Annotated in this window: 18 protein-coding genes; 10 read left to right on the forward strand and 8 right to left on the reverse strand. The window is 36.9% G+C overall.

Going from position 1 to position 23096, the window contains the following annotated elements; translation table 11 throughout:
* Nucleotides 1-14: 14 nt before the first annotated feature.
* Nucleotides 15-722, reverse strand: a complete 708-nt coding sequence (locus tag MHH81_RS02185) for a YwaF family protein (RefSeq protein ID WP_340917364.1) — start codon at nucleotides 720-722, stop codon at nucleotides 15-17.
* Between the two features lie 330 nt (nucleotides 723-1052).
* The gene (locus MHH81_RS02190) at nucleotides 1053-1898 is read right to left on the reverse strand and encodes a helix-turn-helix transcriptional regulator (RefSeq protein ID WP_340917366.1); all 846 of its coding nucleotides are present in this window, start codon (nucleotides 1896-1898) and stop codon (nucleotides 1053-1055) included.
* Nucleotides 1899-2020: 122 nt separating this feature from the next.
* On the opposite strand from MHH81_RS02190, the gene fabF reads away from it, so the two are divergent.
* Entirely contained in the window at nucleotides 2021-3256 is a 1236-nt protein-coding gene (fabF, locus tag MHH81_RS02195; RefSeq protein WP_340917368.1) for a beta-ketoacyl-ACP synthase II, read from the forward strand.
* Between the two features lie 573 nt (nucleotides 3257-3829).
* Here the strand turns inward: fabF and MHH81_RS02200 are convergent.
* From MHH81_RS02200 to hutU, 5 genes are all read right to left on the reverse strand, one after another.
* Nucleotides 3830-4165: a L,D-transpeptidase gene (locus MHH81_RS02200; protein WP_340917370.1), complete on the reverse strand. Its 336-nt coding sequence runs from the start codon at nucleotides 4163-4165 to the stop codon at nucleotides 3830-3832.
* Between the two features lie 490 nt (nucleotides 4166-4655).
* Nucleotides 4656-6164 (reverse strand): histidine ammonia-lyase, encoded by a 1509-nt coding sequence (gene hutH / locus MHH81_RS02205; protein WP_340917372.1) that lies wholly within the window; start codon nucleotides 6162-6164, stop codon nucleotides 4656-4658.
* Nucleotides 6157-7134: an agmatinase family protein gene (locus MHH81_RS02210; protein ID WP_340917375.1), complete on the reverse strand. Its 978-nt coding sequence runs from the start codon at nucleotides 7132-7134 to the stop codon at nucleotides 6157-6159. The genes hutH and MHH81_RS02210 overlap by 8 nt, the downstream gene beginning before the upstream one ends.
* A gap of 1 nt (nucleotide 7135) precedes the next feature.
* The gene (hutI, locus tag MHH81_RS02215; protein ID WP_340917377.1) at nucleotides 7136-8395 is read right to left on the reverse strand and encodes an imidazolonepropionase; all 1260 of its coding nucleotides are present in this window, start codon (nucleotides 8393-8395) and stop codon (nucleotides 7136-7138) included.
* Nucleotides 8396-8397: 2 nt separating this feature from the next.
* Nucleotides 8398-10065 carry a urocanate hydratase gene (hutU, locus tag MHH81_RS02220; RefSeq protein WP_340917379.1) on the reverse strand — a complete coding sequence of 556 codons (1668 nt, stop codon included), beginning with the start codon at nucleotides 10063-10065 and terminating at the stop codon, nucleotides 8398-8400.
* Nucleotides 10066-10267: 202 nt separating this feature from the next.
* Between hutU and MHH81_RS02225 the strand changes: the two genes are divergently transcribed.
* From MHH81_RS02225 to MHH81_RS02240, 4 genes are all read left to right on the forward strand, one after another.
* Nucleotides 10268-11140: a DUF4349 domain-containing protein gene (locus MHH81_RS02225; protein WP_340917381.1), complete on the forward strand. Its 873-nt coding sequence runs from the start codon at nucleotides 10268-10270 to the stop codon at nucleotides 11138-11140.
* A 403-nt stretch (nucleotides 11141-11543) separates the two neighbouring features.
* The gene (locus MHH81_RS02230) at nucleotides 11544-12767 is read left to right on the forward strand and encodes an ATP-grasp domain-containing protein (RefSeq protein ID WP_340917383.1); all 1224 of its coding nucleotides are present in this window, start codon (nucleotides 11544-11546) and stop codon (nucleotides 12765-12767) included.
* 99 nt (nucleotides 12768-12866) lie between these two features.
* Entirely contained in the window at nucleotides 12867-13295 is a 429-nt protein-coding gene (locus MHH81_RS02235) for a CotY/CotZ family spore coat protein (RefSeq protein WP_340917386.1), read from the forward strand.
* A 139-nt stretch (nucleotides 13296-13434) separates the two neighbouring features.
* Nucleotides 13435-15603 (forward strand): YheC/YheD family protein, encoded by a 2169-nt coding sequence (locus MHH81_RS02240; protein ID WP_340917389.1) that lies wholly within the window; start codon nucleotides 13435-13437, stop codon nucleotides 15601-15603.
* Nucleotides 15604-15705: 102 nt separating this feature from the next.
* Here the strand turns inward: MHH81_RS02240 and MHH81_RS02245 are convergent, their stop codons facing one another.
* Nucleotides 15706-16926, reverse strand: a complete 1221-nt coding sequence (locus tag MHH81_RS02245) for an ATP-grasp domain-containing protein (protein WP_340917392.1) — start codon at nucleotides 16924-16926, stop codon at nucleotides 15706-15708.
* Nucleotides 16927-17083: 157 nt separating this feature from the next.
* Between MHH81_RS02245 and MHH81_RS02250 the strand changes: the two genes are divergently transcribed.
* The 5 genes from MHH81_RS02250 (at nucleotide 17084) to MHH81_RS02270 (ending at nucleotide 22706) form a co-directional block, all read left to right on the forward strand.
* Complete coding sequence (locus MHH81_RS02250) at nucleotides 17084-18457, forward strand: UDP-N-acetylmuramoyl-tripeptide--D-alanyl-D-alanine ligase (RefSeq protein ID WP_340917394.1); 1374 nt, start codon at nucleotides 17084-17086, stop codon at nucleotides 18455-18457.
* 125 nt (nucleotides 18458-18582) lie between these two features.
* Entirely contained in the window at nucleotides 18583-19023 is a 441-nt protein-coding gene (locus MHH81_RS02255) for a hypothetical protein (RefSeq protein ID WP_340917396.1), read from the forward strand.
* Between the two features lie 123 nt (nucleotides 19024-19146).
* Nucleotides 19147-20478: a YheC/YheD family protein gene (locus MHH81_RS02260; protein WP_340917398.1), complete on the forward strand. Its 1332-nt coding sequence runs from the start codon at nucleotides 19147-19149 to the stop codon at nucleotides 20476-20478.
* 24 nt (nucleotides 20479-20502) lie between these two features.
* Nucleotides 20503-21270: a YheC/YheD family protein gene (locus MHH81_RS02265; RefSeq protein WP_340917400.1), complete on the forward strand. Its 768-nt coding sequence runs from the start codon at nucleotides 20503-20505 to the stop codon at nucleotides 21268-21270.
* Nucleotides 21271-21317: 47 nt separating this feature from the next.
* A complete protein-coding gene (locus MHH81_RS02270; protein WP_340917402.1) occupies nucleotides 21318-22706 on the forward strand; it encodes a UDP-N-acetylmuramoyl-tripeptide--D-alanyl-D-alanine ligase in 1389 nt (462 codons plus the stop codon).
* Nucleotides 22707-23096: the final 390 nt, after the last annotated feature.

Consider the following 23096-nt stretch of genomic DNA (forward strand, 5'->3'; position numbering starts at 1 on the left):
AGTTTCCTAAAAAGTTATTTTTGTGGATTATTCCACTTCCTGAAAACTAGCCATTGAGGAATAAACAAAAGGAATGCTACGAATTCAAGTGAAACGATATACCAAGGATATGGCCCTAAGAAATCTAAAAGACTACCGTTTACCGGCTTCTCTCTTAAAAACATATAGTTGCCTTGCACAAGAATATTTACTGCAAAAATGAAAGGAAATAGTACATTTAATGTAATCATTGTTTGAATGATTCCTTTAAAAGTTGGGCGATATCCTTTTGCCAAAAGAATGTAAAAGCCTGTTACGATAATTCCTATGTGAATATAAAAGAATTGAATGAATAGAAAGTCTGGAAAATTTACTTCTAATGATGGGGTAAGTACAGCTTGAAGTGCACCACCAATACCTGCAAAAAAGACAAAATGATGAAATCGTTTTGTACCAGTCCATAAAACGATGAACGAAAAATATAAACTAATGCTGCAAAGGTGAATCGGTATAGACTCGCTTAAAGTCCAGTCTCTAGCTTGCACTAGCACAAGATGATAGGCAATTTCCATTGCTAATAAAGAAAGGGCAAAAAGACGATCAAAAAGCAGGGAATGTTTATTTTGTAAAAAGCCATTCTTATTCAAGAAATATAAGATAAATAAACATAAGAAAAGCACACCAATTGCTGATAAATGTTCCGTTGAAAACATGGTAAAAGTGTTTACACTATTTGCTTTCATTTCTTTTCTCCAATTCATCTTTTCTTTTATTAATATGTTGAATACGGAAAAAATGGCTTTGTCCACATGTGTATAAAATACCAAAGTAATGAAGAAGAGAAATAATAAATGAATAAAAAGATGTAAAGTGACAATAAAGTTATTTAATTTTAATATCTCAAACAGGCATAACCCCGGTCTAAGTAAGGACGGGGTTAAAATATAGTTGTTTAATTTTTGATGGAAGTTACTTCACTGAACTTAAAAATATAACCAATAAAGACGTTTAAATCTATATGTTATTCCATTATCGCGCCCCTATAATGAAATAACGAAATTACTTGATTAATTTTAAACGGAAACCCTCTTCATTAATCGCATTAATTTATTTTCTGTATCTGTTTCCTCAACTGGTGTATAGATACTGCACCTTAAATCAATATCACCTTGAACTTGGAGAGAAGTTAAATTAAACAACATTTTGCCTACCTTAGCATGTCTGAATTCAATTATCATTTCTGGAGCCTTACTCACTTGACTTTCTAGCCATAAATCTTGGAATTCTGGATGAGAATGACTCATTTCTTTAATGAATTGGTTGTACCATTCATCACCTAAATAGTGTCCATAATAGGTACGGAAAATGGCAAGAAAACCTTTGGCAAAATGTTCCCAATTGGCGGCCAATGATCTTAATTCTTTTCTGGTGAACACTAAACGAATCAAATTTCTTTGATCATTCGGTATTTGTTCAAAATCTAATAAAATATGAGCAGCTGCAGGATTCCAGCCCACAATATGGCAATGTCGATCCGTAATGATAGTCGGACAATATGTTAATTCAGCTAGTATCCGTTTTAAAGAAGGGCTAAGCTCTAATTGATCCTTTTTTGGATTTGTAATTTCCGATTTTACTTCTAATGCCAGGTCATATAAGTAGTCTCTTTCATCATTGTTTAATTGCAAAGCTGAAGAAATACAACCAAGTACAATTGAAGAAACTTTTATATCTCTTCCCTGCTCTAGCCATGTATACCAAGTGGTACTTACACCTGCTAGTTGTGCAACCTCTTCTCTTCGTAACCCAGGTGTCCTTCTCCGGGTTCCTAAAGGCAAACCAATTGACTCTGGATTAATTTGGGCACGCTTAGCTTTTAAGAATGTCGACAAAGCTTCAAGCCTAGTTTTATCATTCATTTTTATAACTCCTCACCATACGAATTTAACCTAGTGGTAATTATACTAGGATAAACGATTACTTGTAATAGGATAAAATGGCTGTAAAATACAAGTATATTATTGATTTGGAGTGATGAAAAGTGGAAAGAGTTGTGATTACAGGTATGGGAGTAGTATCTCCTATAGGAATAAACCTCAAAACATTTTGGAACAATCTGGTTAACGGGGAGTCTGGTATATCCCTTATCGATACATTTGATGTTACTAATCACAAGGCAAAAATTGCAGGTATCATACGAGATTTTGATGCAGATGAAATTTTAGGAAAGAATGAAGCAAGACGTTTAGATCGCTTTTCACAATTTTCTTTGGCTGCAGCCGAACAAGCTTGGACAGACTCTGAGTTAGATCTCAAACGTATAGACGGAGAAAGGTTAGGCGTATACGTAGGTTCAGGTATAGGGGGACTTGAAACCTTAATTGAAAATATTGATGCGCTTAGACAGAAGGGACCAAGAAGAGTCAGCCCAACTCTAGTACCTGCCATGATTTCTAATGCTGCTGCTGCACAAATTAGTATCAAATGGAACGCCATGGGACCTTCTATGTCTCCTGTTTCCGCTTGTGCAATTGGAAATACAGCTATCGGAGAAGCCTTTAGACTAATCCGTTCTGGAGAAGTTGACGTTATGTTTGCGGGTGGAACAGAGGCAGCTATAACAGACTTATCAATAGCAAGCTTTGGTAATGCTACAGCATTATCAACAAGAAATGATGATCCAACTAAAGCTAGTCGTCCATTTGATGAAAATCGAGATGGATTTGTCATGTCAGAAGGAGCTGGTATTCTAATCTTAGAATCCTTATCTCATGCTTTACGTAGAAAGGCAAAGATTTATGCAGAAGTCATTGGATATGGTGCAAGTTCAGATGCACACCATATGGTAGCTACACATCCTGAAGGTAAAGGGGCATATCTTGCAATGAGATCAGCTTTAAAAAATGCCAATATTTCTCCTGAAGAAATTAATGTTATTAGTGCCCATGCAACAAGTACAAAAGTGGGGGACATCTCTGAAACGATGGCTATTAAGCAGCTGTTTGGAAAGCAAGCTTATCAGATTCCAATAACAGCTAATAAATCTATGCTTGGTCATATGTTAGGGGCAGCTGGTGGAGTTGAAGCAATTGCTTTAGCAATGAGCATAAAGGAACAGATAGTTCCTCCAACAATTAACTTAGAAAATCCTGATCCATTATGTGATCTAGATTATGTATCTTCGGTAGCTCGCCAAGTGAAAATAAATACAGGGCTATCTAACTCATTTGGTTTCGGAGGTCATAATGCGGCTATTGTTTTAAAAAAATACGAGTGAACAAACTTTCTCTCGTCAATCTAACCTTTTCCTCTAGAAACGGTTAGATTTATTCAATTAAATGTCCCGATTGTTGAATAGAAGGAATGGCGTTTTTTAAACAACTTTATTATCTTTTATACGACTTTATTGTAAATTATACAACTTTATGGTTACTTAACAAAAGACACGCTCTAACTTGAGGGCACTGAAAAAGTATCATTCAAGTAAATTCTCTATCAAATAGCCGCTAAGAGAATTTAGCGTTTTGCCATTCGTTTTCCGAGGGCGAGCGACGAGCCTCCTCGGGCCAACACGATGTTGGTCATGAAGGCGTTGAGGCCCACAGGATGTGGGTCATGCAATCGTTGCCGCAGGACGCGGCGAACTTAGATTGCCTTCCATTTGACGAGGCGCACTTAGCCTTCCTTCCTCTTTAACGCTTCGTGCGGGGTCTCGTCTGTCTCGCTTTCCCGCAGGAGTCTCATGCTTCGCGCTAAATTCTCTTAAATTAATTACAGCAAATAGTTCCTACATCCTAATTCTAGTTTTTCAGTGCCCTATCTAACTTGGGCGCGTCTTCCTTATAGATGTTCACTTGTGAATATATACATTTGTACTTATTGGCACAATAGAAGAAAGCTCGAGCACGTCATCGTTATGCATACGAATGCATCCGTGTGAAACCTTTTTTCCTATAGATGCTGGATTGTTGGTTCCATGAATGCCGTAATGTGGCTTAGATAATCCCATCCATAACACACCAAAAGGTCCTCCAGGATTAAGTTCTTTGTTTATAATGATATAATTCCCGTTTGGGGTAGGAGTCAGTATTTTTCCTACAGAGATTGAATACGTCTTCAGTAACAGACTTGCATTATACAGTTTAAGTTGTAATTTACTTACCGATACATCAATCCAAAGAGTCACAGTACCAGCTCCCCAAATAATTCTTACCTTATATATATGGAAAAGAATTGGTACGTGACAATCTTTTAATGATGGTGAAAAAATTTTGTATAAATCCTTAGTGAAATTGCTTATATTTTCTGTGCATAGGACAATCACACACCCTCATATCCTATATCAATCGAATGAAGGAGTGATGTGATTGGCTAAGAAATGTAAACAATGTAAAAAAACTGGTTCTGGAGTTTGCAAATGTGGTAAATAAAAAAACCGCCGAAATCGGCGGTTTTTTTAATGACTATTCTCGGTCTTTTTCCATTTTTAGTGTTCTATTTTGTGTTTACCCCTAAATTACTTGGACATAAACGTAAACATAAACCGATAAGATTCTTGTTACAGAAGTGTTACTAGTGCCTGGCACCAGTAACACTTCTGTAACAAGAAAAGACAATTTGAAAGACCAAAAAAAGTTGCCCTCTCGTTAAATAAACTACGAGAGGGCAACAATTTTTTATACTTGTAAAACTTTCTTACCTGCAGTCTCTTTTATTAAATAATTATTCATTTTCTCTATATCCTCGCTAAAGATGCGATCTTCTTTTATAGACGGGATAAATAATCTTATCTCATGCCACTTTTCCAATAGAGCTGGTGACATGAGGTGTGTTCCGCGATGTTCCACTCCTTGCAAAGCGCAAATGGCTTCGATTGCAACTACGCGACGAGCGTTTTGGATAATTTGAAATGCATGTCTTGCACCTATTGTCCCCATGCTGACATGATCCTCTTGATTTGCAGAGGAAGGTATTGAATCTACGGATGCTGGATGTGCAAGAGTTTTATTTTCAGATACAAGGCTTGCAGCTGCATATTGCAAAATCATTGCCCCGGATTGTAAACCAGGTTGTGGACTTAAAAAGGGTGGTAATCCTTCGTTTAATTGTGGATTGACTAATCGCTCAATTCGTCGTTCCGAAACGCTAGCAAGCTCTGCGATACCAATCTTTAAAAAGTCCATTGCAAAGGCAATTGGCTGGCCATGAAAGTTACCACCTGATATGACAACTTTCCCATTCTCGAAAATGAGTGGATTATCTGTTGCAGCGTTCATCTCAATTTCTAGTTTCTCTTTGACGTATGCGAGTACTTGCCAACTAGCTCCGTGAATCTGGGGAATGCATCGCAATGAATAAGCATCTTGCACCCTTTTCTCACCTTGTTTTGTAACGAGCTGACTGTCTTCCAGCCATTCGAGCATTCGTTGAGCAACTCCTACTTGCTCAGGGTAGCCTCGTGCTTCGTGGACTGCAGGATGAAATGCGTCTGTAATTCCATGAAGAGCTTCCATTGTCATAGCGGCAATCCACTCGCATTGATAGGCAAGTGTTTCTGATTCTAACCAGTTTACAACCCCCTGTGCAGTCATGGCTTGCGTTCCATTAATAAGTGCTAGACCTTCCTTTGCTTCTAATACGATGGGTTTTAAACCATGCTTCTTCCAAATTTCAATGGAAGGTACATGCTTCTCATCCATCCAAACAAAACCTTCGCCAATGAGTACTAGTGCTAAATGAGAGAGGGGAGCTAAATCTCCAGAAGCCCCTAGTGATCCTTGCTGCGGAATTACTGGGTGAATACGATTGTTTACCATGAATGAAAGTCTCTCTAAAACTTCCAGACGAATGCCTGAAAATCCTTTTAACAATGCATTTAATCGAAGAACTACCATTGCACGGGAAACGATTTCATCAAACGGCACACCCATGCCGCAAGCGTGTGACCGTATAAGATGAAGTTGGAGCGCGTGAACATCTGCTTCTTCAATGCTCACATCGCTAAACTTTCCAAACCCTGTGTTAATGCCGTAAACTATTTTCCCTTCTTTCACAATAGCTTCAACGGCTTTTCTACTTTTTTGGACTTCTTCTATCGCTTGGTTATCAAGTGTCACTAGTTTATTTTGATATAAGATAGCACGCATATCTTCCAAAGTGAGCCCATTTCCTCTTAAGTTAATCATTACTAATCACGTTCCTTAATTGTCGTTGTATTTGAATTCCAGTAAGCCATTGTAAAAATGCGTATATGCCTGTTTTGACGGTTGCTTGTGCGAGTGTATCTTTCGTGGGATCTAGGCAGACAAAGTCAATGTGCTTGGCTTTGTCTGCTTTTCCGACCTCACAAAGTGCGTCAAAAAGTTCATATGCAGTCATTCCGCCTGGTGTAGATGCAGGGACTCCTTGTGCAACGGATATATCGAGTACATCCATGTCTACAGTCACGTAAATGCGGTCAACAGATTCATTAAGTGCACTAAGTACCTCACGAATAGTTGGAATGATACCTTTCTCACGTGCAGTGCGTAAGGTAATCATATGGATACCTTGAGAGACTGCATATTGAACAAGATCTGGTGCATTAAAAAAGCCGTGTAGTCCAATGTTATAAATATTGCTTCCATTTACAACACCACCTTCAATAAGCTGCCGAATAGGTGTCCCGTTTGCTGGTCCGAGTACATCGGGATTTCGAACATCCAAATGTGTATCAAACTGAATAATGCCGATTCGCTCATTTGGATTAGCCTTTTGAATTCCTCGAATGGAACAGGCAGTAATCGAATGATCTCCTCCTATTAAACATGTGTAACTGTTTGAAAAGGTAGAAGCCACTTGTGCAGCTGCAACTTCGATTCGACGATGTGACTCTTTAATATCGGTCGTATGCATCGGAACGTCTCCTAAATCAGCCACATGTAGACTAGACAAATCAATATGTTCATCGAGATTGTAAACGCTAAATCCTTTCCAGCCTTGTCTAAATGTATCTGGATAAAGAGATGCTCCAGAAACGCTAATCGAGGAACGGGAAAGGGGAGCGGCAAATAGGACAACATCCGGATTTACTGGGAATGGATTTTGTTCGATCCATTGATGTACACCAGAACCTTCTTCTTTTTTCCATTGCCAATCAGGTTGTATAAGCCCCATGCTAACCAACCACCTTTACCCCTTTTTTCCAAACAGTTTTCACATGATTTACCCCAAATAAGTATTGTAGTTCTTGATAGTTTTTAATGTTCCAAAGCACGAGATCAGCCTGCTTTCCTACCTCTAGAGAGCCAACTTTATCCTCCATTTGAATGGCACATGCAGCATTAAAAGTTGCAGCACATAAGCTTTCCGCAGGTGTTAAACGCATCGAAATACAGGCTAGATTCATCACGAGTGGCATAGAGGTCGTGGGGGATGAGCCAGGATTGCAATCTGTGGAAATTGCGACAGGTACTCCTGCATCAATCATCATTCGACCTCGTGCTGCTGTTTCTCGTAAATACAAAGCAGTCGCTGGCAATAAACATGCGATAACTCCTTGTTCGGCCATTGCTTGGATACCTTTATCCGATGCTTTTAATAAATGCTCAGCAGAAATAGCACCAACTTTTGCAGCAAGCTCTGCTCCTTCATAAGGCTCAATTTCATCCGCATGTATTTTCGGAATAAGTCCGTGCAGTTTTCCTGCTTCTAAAATGCGCTCGGATTGTTCTGGAGTAAAGACACCTACTTCACAAAATACATCATTAAATTTAGCGAGTTTTTCTTTTCCAACTATTGGAATCATTTCATTTACAATCAAATCGACGTACTCTTCTTCCCGTGCTTTATATTCTGTTGGAACAGCGTGAGCTCCCATAAACGTCGGGACAATATCCACAGGATGTTCCATTTGTAATCGTTTCATCACCCGAAGCTGTTTTAACTCTGTCTCGAGATCTAAACCATATCCACTTTTTCCTTCCACAGTCGTAACACCGTGTGATAAAAAAGAATCTAACCTTTTAGAAGTTTGAATAACAAGTTCATCTTCTGTTGCCGCTCGAGTCATACTTGTTGTCGCGTGAATTCCGCCTCCAGCATTCATGATTTCCATATATGTTGCACCTTCAAGACGCATTTCAAATTCTCGCTCACGGCTTCCGCCAAATGCAACATGAGTATGTGGATCTACTAGTCCAGGTGTTACGAGATGACCTGTTGCATCAATGATGTCTGCTTCTGTCGCACGATCCGCATACTTTGTTTGAAGCTCATTCGTTGTGCCTACCGCTTTGATAATTCCATTCTCCAGCCATACACTACCGTCTTCAATGATCCCTAACTCGCGCATTGCTTCCTTTACACGAGGCCCTGCTTTTTCATGCACTAATGTGGCAAGCTGGGACGCATGCTTAATCCAAACGGGTTTTACCATGCTCAGTCCTCCTGTTTCATCATTGGAATATGAACGCCTTTTTCACGCGCTGTTTTCTCTGCAAGCTCATAACCGGCATCAAAATGGCGTACAATTCCCATACCAGGGTCTGAAGTTAGTACACGTTCAAGTCTCGCTTCAGCTTCCTTCGTTCCGTCTGCAACAATTACCATCCCTGCATGAAGGGAATAACCCATTCCAACTCCGCCGCCATGGTGAACAGAAACCCAAGTTGCACCGCCAACAGCGTTAATCATCGCATTCAATATTGGCCAATCTGCTACTGCATCTGAACCGTCTTTCATAGCTTCCGTTTCTCGGTTAGGGGAGGCAACGGACCCAGAGTCCAGATGATCACGTCCGATTACGATCGGAGCTTTTAATTCACCAGAAGCTACCATATCATTAATAATTTTTCCGAAGCGTGCACGTTCTCCATATCCTAACCAGCAAATACGGGAAGGGAGACCTTGAAATTGAATTCTCTCTCTAGCCATTTTGATCCAATTGCATAAATGAGTATTGTAGCTAAACTCGCGAAGAATCACTTCGTCCGTTTTATAAATATCCTCCGGATCACCAGATAATGCGACCCAACGGAAAGGTCCTTTACCTTCACAAAACTGAGGGCGAATATAAGCAGGTACGAATCCAGGGAAGTCGAATGCACGTTCAAATCCCTCATCTTTAGCCACTTGGCGAATATTATTACCGTAGTCGAATGTCACTGAGCCTTTGTCCATCATGTCTACCATTGAACGAACATGCTGTGCCATAGACGCTTTTGAACGTTTCACATACTCTACAGGATCGCTATTTCGTAAAGAAGCCGCTTCTTCCAAAGACATATGAGAAGGGATATAGCCATTTAAAGGATCATGAGCAGATGTTTGATCGGTTAGTACATCTGGAATAAAACCACGTGTAATCATTTCTGGTAAAATATCGGATGCATTTCCAACAAGTCCAATCGATAGAGCCTTACCTTCTTGTTTAGCCTCTTCTGCTAATCGAATCGCTTCATCTAATGAATGCGTTTTCACGTCTGTGTAGCGTGTTTCAATTCGACGATCAACACGTGTCTCATCTATATCAATACCGATACATACTCCACCATTCATCGTAACTGCAAGAGGTTGAGCACCGCCCATTCCACCAAGGCCCGCTGTAAGTGTAATAGTATGCTTCAAAGAACCGTTAAAATGTTGTTTGGCTAACTCCGAAAATGTTTCATACGTGCCTTGTACGATTCCTTGTGAGCCGATGTAAATCCAACTACCTGCAGTCATTTGGCCATACATCATAAGACCTTTTTTATCGAGTTCGTGAAAATGATCCCATGTAGCAAATGCAGGGACTAAATTAGAGTTTGCAATAAGTACACGCGGTGCATCTGCATGTGATTTAAAGACAGCAACTGGCTTTCCTGATTGCACCAATAATGTTTCATCATTTTCCAATTCTTTTAGCGAATGTACAATGGCGTCAAACGCCTCCCAGTTACGGGCAGCTTTTCCAATCCCGCCGTATACGACTAACTCATCAGGATGTTCTGCCACCTCTGCATCTAAATTGTTCATGAGCATGCGTAGTGCAGCTTCTTGTAGCCACCCTTTTGTATTTAACTCTGACCCTCGGTATCGAACAACTTTCTCACTTGCTTTTCCCATTGAAAATCCCTCCCTCTACCTATATTCTATCTAAATATTCTTGTAAATTAAGTGTTTTTCAGAAAAAAGTAAAAATTTCTCATATGCTAATTAGGTGTTTTATTAGCATGATAGAGTATTAATTAAATGAATTTTCAGTAAATATGTAACCTTCTTTATTTTTCAAACGTCTGTATATGCAAAGACAGGGGGACAATTGGTAATGAAAAAAATAATATACTGTTTGCTAGTTTCAAGTGTATTTTTGTTGCTTACTGCTTGTAGTGCGAGTGATGAGGAGAGCAAAATGGAGGTTGCAAATGACTCTGCAAACTACTCGTTTGAAGAAGAAAAGAGTACGGCAGATGCAGAAGGGGAGACCAGTGCAGAAGCTCCTTCTGAGGTGAATACTGAGCGTATGATCATTCACAAAGCTATCATTAGGACAAATGTGAAAGAACTTGCAAAGGCGCAGAGTAACATCGAACAGAAGGTTAAAAAGTATGGTGGCTATATTGTGGAGTCCAATGTGTATCAAGAAGATGACCAGAGAAGTAGCGGAAACATAATTGTTCGAATTCCAGAGAAGCATTTTGAAACATTTTTGTCAGACGCAGAAGAGGAAGCGTCCAAAGTGTTAGAACGCAATGTCACAGGACAGGATGTGACAGAGCAATATGTAGATTTAGCCTCTCGAATTAAATCCAAGCGAGTAGTTGAAGAACGTTTACTTGCATTTATGAGCGCAGCGGAAAAAACGGAAGACCTGTTAAAAATTTCATCCGATTTAGCAAAGGTACAAGAAGAAATTGAAGTAACTGTTGGGAAGATGAAATATCTAGAAAACCAAACAACTTTTGCAACAATCGAACTAACTATGTATGAAAATCGAGTAATTGTTCCTGGTCTAGATAGTGAAGAATTAAATACTTGGGAAAAAACGAAGAAACAATTTGTGACAAGTATGAACGGTCTCTTGGCTGCAGGATCTGCTATTATTGTGTTTTTTATTGGGAATATGCCAGTGCTTATAATTTTAGGTGTTATTTCATCTACTGTGTATTGGATTATCAAACGAAGAAAAAGAAATAAATAGAAAATATTGCGGATACTATTAAGGGTGTCTTGTCTTTTTAGCAGGATGCCTTTAATAGTCTTATTACATAATAGGAATCTAAAAAAATGAGTTAGTTGATTCAATTTCATCATTCCAATTTACATGAAAAAACACGAACAATACGAAAGGAAACTAAAGAAATATATATTTTACATGGAATAAAGTATGGTTGATTTCCGCTTTAGGCGGACGCTTTCCGCGGGGTGAGCGATAAGCCATCACCACAGCTCACGCGTCGTTTGTGATGGCTTATCTGTCTCACTCATCCCGCTGGAGTCGCCACCTGCCGCTTCAATCAACAAAGTTACGCAATATTGTTTGTCATATTATTTTTTATGCATACTTTATTAATACAAATGTGTTTGAATGGATGGATGCCTAGATGAAAACGATTGTTTTTATTGAATGCAATAAGTTCGGGACTAGTAAAGAAGCACTGATCACAGCAAAGAAAATGGGGTATTACGTTGTTTTATTAACGGAAAAGACCAGCTACACAAAAATTAATCATGAATTGTCGGAAGTGAGTCAGATTGTTGTCATGAAAAACTTATTGGATGAAAGTTGTGTTATGGAAGAAATTTTAAAATTGAAGGAAAAGGGTAAACAAATAGATGCATGCGTTAGTTTTATTGATCCATACATTTCTTATGCTGCGAGAATATCTATGCATCTTGGTTTGGCACAAATTTCAGTAGAATCACTATTACTAATGGAAAATAAAGTAACGGTCAGAGAAAGACTAAATAACCTTCCGATTACCCCGTTTTACACAGTTTTTCATCCTGGTGACTCTTTAAAAGAGGTTGAAAAGAAGTGTAAATCATTTTACCCCATCATAATAAAACCACCTATTTCAAATGGTTCCAAAGATGTGTTATTTGTGGGAAATGTAGAGAAGTTTGAAAAAGCTTTAAAGCATTTACATCAAAAGTATCCAAACAGCCCATTATTAATAGAAGAGTTTTTGCTAGGTCCTCAATATTTATTGGAGATTTTAGTTTACAACAATGACATAAAGGTCGTTGGAGTAATTGAGCAGGAAGTATTATATAATGGCAGATTTATTGTTATTGGATATAAATTTCCAGCGATGATAAGTATGGATGAATATAAAAACCTCTATGAATGTGTTTCAAGCATAGTAGAACAAACTGGTCTTTCAACCGGTTCCTGTCATTTAGAAATGAAGTTTGTTAATGGTGAATGGAAAATGATTGAAATCAATCCGAGGATGTCAGGTGGAGTGATGAATCAAATAATTGAGGAAGGAACAGGAATTAATCTGATCAAAGAAATATTAAAGGTAAATTTAGGGGAGGAGCCCACATTAATTGAAACGAAAAAAAAGCATGTGTACGCCAGATATTTAACGATAGGATCGAGTGGTAGACTTCTCAAAGTAACCGGTAAAGAATTGGCTTTAACGCATGAAGGAGTCAAGTACGTTTATATAAAACCTCTCCTAGGAAAAATTTTAACCAATCCATATTCCATGGGTAATCGATATGCATGCGTCGTTGCTACCTCAGATTCGGAGGAACGAGCGAAAGAAATAGCGTTAGCAGCTGCCAGAGAAATTAAATTTTATTTAGAACCCTTTTGATGCCAATTTTAGTGAATAGGAAAAATTTTGGCCCGTACACACTTTTTAAAACTTAATATAATATTAGAAAAACTGTAAGGAGGGAGCTGAAATTAAATAATGAGCGTAAAGATAACAAACAATAGTATATGTGAAGCCCTGGTTGAATTGAAATTACTCCAGGATATATTAGCAAATACCCCCACTAAATACTTTGGTCATTTACTTTCCAAAATAGTAGGAACTGATACGATCCCCTTCTTTTTAATAACTAAAAAAGGAACACCTTTAGTTTTCAACAATTTGGATGAGTGCTTTGAAACAAGCTTTCTTCGTATCGAGTCCACTTCCCTAGAAAAGTGCTGTACTACAATTTCTTTACTGCGACCTCTAGATATTGAGGGCAAGCTTACTAATTCTTTTTGCGATGTGTTTAGATTAGAAAAAACGTCTAATTGTAAAGTCGTTGATTTATCTTGTATCTGTGCTATCCAACTGTTAGATACCGAATTGTTAACTAGAAAAATTATTATAGAGCCAAAATGGTAGTTGACACATCTTCACCTTAAGATCTGCTTAAGGTGTTTTTTATTGAAGTTTTATAAAACTGAACATTTGTCCATATGCAAAGCAGAGTGGATGAATTTAATAAAAGTATGATCGTAAGAATATTAAAGGAGAATATTAAATGACAATAATAGGTATGTTACATCATCGTAAAGATCCCGAAACTGTTATAAAGTCTTATGCCTATGCAGCCGTAGCTAAGGCTGAGGGACTTAATTTTTTTTATTTTTCACCTGCCACAGTGAATTTTGTGAACCGTTCCATTAAAGGGAAAGTTTATGAGAATGGAAAATGGCAGGAGAGAATTATGCCGTTTCCAGATGTTATTTATAACGCGGGAAGTCCAGAAAAATTAGCAAAATCCAAAAAAATTATTGAAAGGTTGAAAAGTGAAATTCCATTTACTACGAACTCTATTGGTAATAAGTGGAGTATAAATGAACGATTAATGGAAGCAAAGGAATTTTCAAACTACCTGATTCCTTCAGAAATTGTGAGAAACGGTGAAACCTTTTTCAAGTATATCAATTCATTTCAAAAAGTTGTTTTTAAACCGACTGATGGAAGAAAGGGAAAAGGAATCTACTTTATTTCAAAAATAAAAGATGGTTATGAGGTAAGAAAGGATTCTAACAATAGCTTCTATTCAAAGCAACAACTGAACGAGTTTCTGACGGATAAGCTATCTACAGGAAACTTTATTGTTCAGCCTTATATACAATCCATCACTAGATCCGGTCAAGTATATGATTATAGGTTGCATGTTCAAAAAAATGGAGAAGGAAAATGGGTGATTACTACTATATATCCACGAATTGCACCAAAAGGATCCATCATTCCAAACATAAATAATGGAGGATTCACTAATTACTTAGATCCATTTTTACAACAGGAATTTAAAGAGGAAGCGTTTAATATTAGACGTACACTGGAGCACTTTTCTTTGTCATTAGCGAGTCACTTAGATGAAATACAAATGGTCCAATTCGGAGAAGTAATAGATGAAATTGGTGTAGACGTTGGGATGGATGAAAATTTTAAAATTTGGATTTATGAAGTAAACTGGCGCCCAGGGTGTCCTCCAGCCTTTTATTTGGAATTGGATGTAGTGATCCATTCTATTCAATATGCGAAGTACGTAGCAGAAAACCAAGCAAAAATAAAAAGAGAAATAAGAATAATAAAGAATAAAAAAATTGAAGAAAAAGGTGAAATACCTATCGTTGCAATAACGGGAAGTGCTGGCAAAACAACGTCTAAGGCATTCCTTGCATCAATACTATCGAAAAAATGGAATATTTTTGAGTCTAAAGATTATTGGAATACTACTGAGCATACAAAAAAACATGCTGAAGAAATTAATAATAAACATGAAGCAGTAGTATTAGAGTATGGAATGGCTTATCCTGGGGTCATTACGGAACATTGTAGTATTATTCAGCCTACTATTAGTATAGTAACGAACATCGGACTTGCACATGTTGGAAACTTTGACAGTGATATCAAAAAAGTTGCGCATGCAAAATCAGAATTAATCCATGGGATGGATCAACAAGGTATTCTCATTGTAAACAAAGACGATGAAAACTCTAAGTATTTGGAGACTCAGAAATTCAAAGGAAAAATAATGACTGTTGGTATTAAATCGCCAGCAAACTACAGAGCAAATGACATTCAATATGAAGATAATGGGATGAGTTTCAAGATGAAGCTACAAGGACAAGAAATTCAGCTGTTTATTCCTATTTTAGGGGAGCATCATGTATATAATGCCTTAAATGCAATTGCTGTTGCTGATCACCTAGGATTCACACCGATGGAAATTAAAGCAGGTCTAATTTTTAGAAAGCCACCAAGAAGATTAACGATCTATAACTGCCGAGATAACATTACTGTTATCGACGACACCGTTCACTCTCACCCTCAAGGAGTGCGGGCAGCACTTGATGTTCTCTCTAATATAGGAAAGCATCGAAAAATAGCTATTATCGGACAAATGAGAGAACTAGGGGAGCTAAGGGAGCAAGAATATTGCAAAGTTGGCGAATACGTGTATGAAAAAGGAATTGATATCTTGATCACCTACGGATATCGGACGGAGGAAATTGGTAATAGAGCAGCAGTAAAAGGATTTTCGGCTACAAATATTTATCATTTCATCAAGAAGGAAGAGTTACATGAGTTATTGAAAAAGATAGTAAAAAAAGATGATACCATTTTAGTCAAAGGAGCTAGTAAAACGAATATGTTTGATACTGTCGAGTTTTTAGATCAAACTTTTAAAGAATAATACAAACCCTGGATAACAAGCTCTTCTTAGGGCTATTATTCGGGTTTTATTTTTTTCAAATAAAGGGCAAAAAAAAGAGCACCTACAAGGTGTTCTGATTTTTTATTCTTCTTTTAGATGGAATGTAATCTCTTTTGCTGCAGTATTTGCACAATCTTTAGCCTCTTCTAAACTACTTCCTTCTGCAATTACATAAGCATATCGATGACCCATGGATAATGGTGGAATTAAAAGCGTTCCTTTTTTAGGCTTCACGTAAACTTCAAGGACTCCTGGCGACTTTTTAGCTCTCCCTTTTCCAGTCACTTTTTCTAATATACCTTTATTTTTAACAATAACGTATTTGGTGAAGACATACTTCTTATGTTTCGGTAAAATGACAGGGCGTTCTCCTAAAAATAATTTAAGCGTTTCTTCCACTAAACTAAACCCAAATGCAGCTTGAATCATTTTATTCATTGCCCCTCCAGATATCCTTGGATTGATCTCAATGAGTTTCCAACCTTTTTTAGTTAAACGGATTTCCAAATGCAGCGCTCCATTTACAATCTCAAATGCTGCAATGATTGAATTCAGAACCTCTTCAATTCCAGATTTGATCGTTTCGGGAACAGAAGCAAGCACTCCATAACCAGTAATAATAAACCTCTTGCCCTTTGTAATTTCCTGTTCAATAATTCCTATAATATGCGCATTGTTATTATAAACGAGCGCCTCAACCAGATACTGATCGCCGTCTATATATTCTTCAATCATAATTGTTTCATCTGGGTTCCTATTCCGAAGATTTTCAAAATGTTTTTCCAGCTGTTTTTTTCCTTTTGCTAAGAGTACGTCTTTGGAGCCTGTTGATTTTGGTGATTTCACAATAATCGGGAAATCTAACTGAGCACATATCTTTTTAGTAGACATCGATTCGTTTGCCTGAATCGAGATAAATTTAGGGGTATAAGGTTGATCTTTTAGAAACAGTCGTGTCTTCTCCTTGTCTTCCATTATTTCAATAGCTTTTGAGGAAGTATTATTGTGACAGAATTCATCACAAAGAATGGATGCGATATGAACAAACGGATCAATAAAACTGACGATTGTTTTTATATTCATCCCTTTTGACTGTAGTTTTCTAATTTCTTCTCTCATATCCTCAAGATTATCTGTGTTTATAAGAATCATTTTGTGAACATCTGTATACTCCTCCCTTTGCTGTAGTTGCTTTTCGTTTTTTGTAAATAAAATGGTAAAGTAACCCAACCTCTCCGCTGCTTTAATAGCCTCTCTGCTGGATCCGGATTTATTTGTACTGATAAAAACAATAGCTCTCAATCCTTTCACGTCCTTATACAATCATTTTTTAATGTACTTTATATATGTATGACGCAAAAAAAAAATGGTATGGTTAGATATCATACAATTTACATATCTTCGTACAATCAACTTTAGTAAAAAAACATATTATGTAAGTGAAGGGAGTGTGAAAAAAATGAAGCCACATACAGTTGGTACGATAAGAACTGTCATTTCCGGTGAATTGGTACAAGGGACGGATGAATTGAATGTTCATTATGGTGCATACCGATTAAAACAAATTAAAAATCAGAATACGATCCTTTTTACAAGTAGGAGAATAGTAGATTGGAAAGGATTAAGGGAATATTTCCCTTTAGTTCTTGCTACAGACAGGGATTATAATTTACAAGAAATCCCTGAACATATAACTATTATCCAAGTTCTGAATGTAGAAGAAGCTTATTGGAAATTTGTACGTTACTACCGAAGCTTGTTTGAAATTCCTGTGATTGCTATTACGGGGACTTCTGGAAAAACAACGACCAAAGAAATGATTAGGCATATCCTATCTATTGATCGTAAAGTAGCGGCCACGAATCTTAGCAGTAACTCCCGAACGGCCTATTTGCAATATCTCCTAAACATAGAGGAGGATACGGAAGCGGCTATCTTTGAGACTGCTGTCGGTGCCCCTGGAGATATATTAAAAGCAGGAGAGTATTTCAAACCTACGATTGGAATTATTACAAATATAGGATCTCATCACTTAAATTATTGCAAAACTTTGGAAGGTTATATTAAAGCAAAAGGAGAAATGCTTCAAATTGTTGAATCGTCAGGTGTATTGATTATAAATCCAGAAGATAGCAATACGAGAAAAATCGATGTAAAAAGCTTTCCTGGGAAAATCATTAAAATTGGATGTCATTGGTCGTGCCACTTTAGAGCGAGTAACATTCAATATAGTTTAGATGGTATGCAATTTAGTCTTCAACACAAGAATCGAAATTATCAAATATTTGTTCCTGGGTTAGGAGAGCATCAGGTTTATAATGCTCTTTGTGCAATTGCTGCTGTTCATGAAATAGGGGTAAGTATTCCAGAGGCAGCAAAGCATTTAAAATCTTTTCAGAAGTATAAAAAGCAGCTTCAATTGGTAGATGGAATCAATGGCTCTGAAATTCTGGATGATACATGGAGTATTACAACGACTTCATTAGAAGCCGCTTTAAAAGTGCTGAATGAAGTGGGAAAAACGAAAAAGAAGATTGCAATTATAGGTACTATTACGGACTTAGGATCTTGGGGATATGTTATACATGAACAAGCTGGAGAATTAGTCTATCAAATTGGTGTAGATGTGCTAATTACGATTGGTCTGCATGCACGAATAATTGCGGACTATGCAGTGAAATTAGGCTTTAACTCACCTGTCTATACATTTAACAATAATACGCTTGTCTATGATTTGTTAGATAAGATAGTTGATTCTGATACCATAATTCTCATAAAGGGTGATATGTATAGTAAGGCCATCATCGAATTAGCTTCTAAACTACGGAGATAGCTGTAATAACCCATAATAATTGATTAAGTACGCAAAAATATATTGATAATATGGACAAACAACTGTGCCACATTACTACTCTTTATAATATCTTACAATATTCTACTAGAAAGGAGGGATGAAAAATGGGAACAATGTGTCCATGTGGTGTGTCCGTTGATGCTTTTTCTGAAGATAATAATGTTAAATTTGAAGGGCAGAATGGTACGATCGAAGGAAACTTAACGTATATGGCGGAAGTGTGTATTACTACACTTGCTACTTCAACTCTATCATTAGACTTTGAAGACACGGAAACTCCTGGCCTAAACGACTTTACATTTACAGCAAACGAGATAACATCTGTTGAATGTAATCAGGAGGGACAGAACTGCGTTGTTACAGTGACAGGTACTGGAACTATTGACGGTGATAAACTTGATTTTGTAGCGGTATTTAGAGATCAAGTAGCATCAGCGGCAAATGATAATGTACAAAGCTTCGTAATAACTGGTTTCTTTGACCAAAATGGTGCTGCACCAGTTGAACAAGGTTCAATCATAGCTTTAGGTTGTCAGGAAATGTAATGATAAAGAAACTCTCGGTATTCAATACCGAGAGTTTTTTTATTGAATCTCTAACAATATATCCAGAGAAAAGTTGTTTGGCTGAATAGAATATAAAAGGAACATTTAAGGGAGGTGTGCAAATTGAAGACCAGTAGGGGAAGACTTAGTCAATATAAAATATTACAGGATGAAAAAAAATTACGTAATTATCTAGTTGAAACAGTGTTATTCTCGAAAGAATCACTATTCGCTCTTTTAGAAAAGCATAAAGCGGTTGTTCTTAAGCCTTCTTTTGGTCCTGGTGATATCATGATCTCTTTAGAAAATAATAAATACAAAATTAAATCGCAAAGGAAAATAGTGACAGTTAATAACATGGAGGAAATGTATGAGTATATAAATCTGTATGAAATAAAACAAAAATACTATATTGTTCAGGCCCAAAAACTTACTTCCAGTATTTTTCAAAACCCTTATCGCTCCTTCGTTACTGTTCATCGAAAGTCATCTTCAGCCAAGTGGCGAATAGTTTCCATAACGGATAACGACTATTACTCTCATCTTAGACAGTTTTTTCAAAAGTATTTATTAAAAAAAATCAGGAGCATACCTATTCTAGCAGCTGAAAAACTGGGAAGATCATTTCCCAGTTGTAACACAATTGTAATCGAAATCATGTCTGACTTTACAAAAGGCATATGGATTTATGACACAAGCCTTCATTTTTCTATTAGTAAGTGGGATCAATACCAAACACTTCGAACGAGCAGGACAATTTTATCTTATGTACCAAAGACGGATTTACTCACACATACATCCTTTAGCGATTTATTAAAGAGATTTAACGAAATTATCATTAAGCCTTGTATCGGTCAGCATGGAATAGGAGTAGTACAAATAAAAAGAAAAGATTCCTTTACTTATGAAATTCACTATGGAATAAGGAAAATCACAAAACCGAATCTTGAAGAAGCTTATAGTTACATTAAAGAAACCTTCCTTTCTAAGAAGGATTATATCGTTCAGCAAAGAGTACAGCTGGCAACGATATATGACTGTCCAATAGACGTAAGGGTAATTACTCAAAAAGTTGATTCCACATGGAGTGTAACTGGCAAAATGGTTAAAATAGCAGGAGAAAATTTTATCATTACGAATGCGGCTCAGAAACTACTAACTCTAGAGAATGCCATTCAAGAATCCACTATTTCAAATAAAATGTATGAAATTTTAGAAGCCAAAATAGAAGGAATTTGTATATCTGCTGCAAAAAAACTGGATGAAAAAAATATGGAACTATCAATTATTGGCTTTGACGTTGGTATTACAGATCATGGAGATATATGGATTATTGAAGGGAATTATATACCCGACCTTACTATGTTCAAAGAACACGAAGACCAGCAGGTGTATATGAATATGTTGGAAATCAAAAAACTAAATTTTAAATCTATTCATTCCTTGAATAAATAAAAAAATACGAATGAGGTGGATTTCTTGAAAAATAAACTAGGGAAATGGCAACAACATTTGTTGTTGAGTCAAAATCCCTTAACAGCTAAAAGTATTCCAGAAACTACTATTTACAGTGTTACAAATCTATTGGACTTTATCAGTCGCTATGATTATGTATATGTGAAACACGATACATCCGGGCAAGGAAGAGCAATTTTTAAAGTTTACCAAAAAGAGGGCACCTATTGTTTTGATGGCTATAACATCCAAGGCGAACCAATCAATAAATGTGTTACAGCAATTGAGGATTTCCACAAAGTCCTACATCCATTTGAGAAATTCGGTAGACAAGGGAACTATATTATTCAGGAAGGTATTCAAAGTTTTACTCCTAATGGAATGCCTGTGTGCATTCGAGTTCATGTTCAACTTCTAAAAGGAAAATGGGTTATTGGTGGAATAAATGCCGGTGTCGGAACGTTGGGTAATAATGGTAATGGTATTCTTAACTACCATAGAGGTGTTGTAATAATAACGATTGATGAATTATTGTCTTTACATTGGCAAATGAATGAAACGGAAAAGAAAGAAATTGTTACTTGTTTAAAGGAAGTTTCTATCTCAGTATCTAAGGGGATAGCCGCACAATTTCCTAATAGGGAATACGGTATGGATTTTGGTTTAAATGCAGAAGGAAAACCAATTTTATTCGAAGTAAATTCAACTCCAGGAATCAGCGGATTTGCAATTGCAGATAAATCCATTTGGAAAAGAATTGTGGAAATTAGGAAATTACAAAATGGAGAATGACCCATCATTGAGTGCATTTCATACAATAACTAGGGGAGGAGTTAAATATGAAACCTATACAGGTGAAAGATATTCGGAAGTTACTTCAAGGTGAATTAATAAGTGGTTCTGAACTTTGGAATGTAAGAAATGCTATATATTATAATCGGCATGGTCTTACGAAACGAAATACGCTAATGTTTGTTAGCAGAAGTGATTCTGTCAATTGGCATGAAATTAATACTAAGGGACCTTCTCTTGTGATTTCTGATAAGCCTTCCTCAGAATTGAAAAATGCTCTATCGGATACTACTGTCATAAAAGTGAGAAGTCTAGTGCAAGCATACTGGAAATTCATGGACTACTATCGAAACCTTTTTCAAATACCGGTCGTTTCAATCACAGGAACATGTGGTAAAACAACTACAAAAGAAATGATCAAACATATTTTAATGAAGGATTGGAATGTTCAGGCGTCTATAAGCAGCAAGAATGAGCCGCGTCAATCGTTACCATATTTGACTGGCATCGATCAAAATACGAAAGCGGCTGTCTTCGAACTTGGATTGGGTAATTCGGGGAATATTAAACATCAATGCATGATTTATCAGCCTACAATCGGAATTATTACAAATATTGGCGTTCATCATTTAGATGGCTGTGGAAATTTGGAAGGATATATTAAAGCAAAGTCAGAAATAGTGGATGGAATAAAGCCAAATGGCACGTTAATCTTGAATGCAGATGATGCAAATACAAAAAAAGTTCCCTTGCATTCATTTAAAGGAAAGATTATCTATTTCGGAGTAAATAAAATGTCGGATTTTAGAGCTTCCAATATTCGATTTACTAAAAACGGAATGGATTTTAACGTTCATCTTTCTAAAAAAAGGTATAAAGCCTTTATTCCTGGATTTGGTGAACATCAAGTATATAATGCTCTAGCTGCTCTAGCTGCCGTAAACGAAATGGGAATGAATATTCAGGAAGCTATTTCCCGTATAGCGACATATAAAAACATGTCCAGACACTTGGAATTTTCAAGTGGAATAGGTGGAAGTACGATTATAGATGATACGTGGACAAATAACCCTACTTCTGTTGAGGCAGCATTAAAGGTTCTCGATTCAATCGGAGTAAGTAAAAATGTCATTCTTGTACTTGGGGATATTAATCGATTAGGTAATTTTGAAAAGAAATATCATCGTGAAATTGGCAGCCTGGTAGCGGAAAGAAATATTCATACACTTATTACCATCGGAAGTAAGGCAGAAGAAATAGCAAAACAAGCAATGGAAGATGGAACGAAGGCAAATGTCCATGTTTTTAAAGATGTCACAGGTGTAATGAATGTGCTAAAACCTATGCTCGATAGTCATGCAATTTTGCTAATAAAAGGTCCAATGTCTAGCCGATCCATGATTGATTTTGCAAATAGTTTAAAAGAAAATAAGTGAATACACGAAAAAAGAAGCATTCGCGCAATATGCGTTGAATGCTTCTTTTTTGAAGAATAAGAAAGTATATAATTTTCCGTTCCATAAATCCAGTGTTTCAGATATTTTGGAGAAAAAGATCGATTCAATACTACTGTTGATTTCCGTTACAGGCGGACGCTTTCCGCGGGGTGAGCGATGAGCCATCACCGCCTTCCACTACAATCAAGTAAATGTTTTCAAATCAATCATAAAAGAAAGGGCAACTAAAAGATAAAGAAGCATATAGTTTTTGGGTTAATAAAGTCACCGGTACTTTGAACGATAGGAAAATGCAGTGGATTGTATACAAGGAAAGTAGGTTGGATGGACCTGTTAGCTAGCAAGAATCTTTAAGAAGAGCATTTCTGG

Origin of the sequence: Psychrobacillus sp. FSL H8-0484 (assembly GCF_038005325.1) — a bacterium.
In the GTDB taxonomy this organism is placed as follows: domain Bacteria; phylum Bacillota; class Bacilli; order Bacillales_A; family Planococcaceae; genus Psychrobacillus.

Bases quoted from the DNA above. Each gene is read 5' to 3' on its own strand.
- MHH81_RS02225 (WP_340917381.1), top strand. From the start codon at position 10,268: ATGAAAAAAATAATATACTGTTTGCTAGTTTCAAGTGTATTTTTGTTG.
- MHH81_RS02230 (WP_340917383.1), top strand. From the start codon at position 11,544: ATGAAAACGATTGTTTTTATTGAATGCAATAAGTTCGGGACTAGTAAA.
- hutH (WP_340917372.1), bottom strand. From the start codon at position 6,164: ATGATTAACTTAAGAGGAAATGGGCTCACTTTGGAAGATATGCGTGCT.
- hutU (WP_340917379.1), bottom strand. From the start codon at position 10,065: ATGGGAAAAGCAAGTGAGAAAGTTGTTCGATACCGAGGGTCAGAGTTA.
- MHH81_RS02185 (WP_340917364.1), bottom strand. From the start codon at position 722: ATGAAAGCAAATAGTGTAAACACTTTTACCATGTTTTCAACGGAACAT.
- MHH81_RS02210 (WP_340917375.1), bottom strand. From the start codon at position 7,134: ATGGGGCTTATACAACCTGATTGGCAATGGAAAAAAGAAGAAGGTTCT.
- MHH81_RS02240 (WP_340917389.1), top strand. From the start codon at position 13,435: ATGACAATAATAGGTATGTTACATCATCGTAAAGATCCCGAAACTGTT.
- MHH81_RS02235 (WP_340917386.1), top strand. From the start codon at position 12,867: ATGAGCGTAAAGATAACAAACAATAGTATATGTGAAGCCCTGGTTGAA.
- MHH81_RS02255 (WP_340917396.1), top strand. From the start codon at position 18,583: ATGGGAACAATGTGTCCATGTGGTGTGTCCGTTGATGCTTTTTCTGAA.
- MHH81_RS02250 (WP_340917394.1), top strand. From the start codon at position 17,084: ATGAAGCCACATACAGTTGGTACGATAAGAACTGTCATTTCCGGTGAA.
- MHH81_RS02190 (WP_340917366.1), bottom strand. From the start codon at position 1,898: ATGAATGATAAAACTAGGCTTGAAGCTTTGTCGACATTCTTAAAAGCT.
- hutI (WP_340917377.1), bottom strand. From the start codon at position 8,395: ATGGTAAAACCCGTTTGGATTAAGCATGCGTCCCAGCTTGCCACATTA.
- MHH81_RS02270 (WP_340917402.1), top strand. From the start codon at position 21,318: ATGAAACCTATACAGGTGAAAGATATTCGGAAGTTACTTCAAGGTGAA.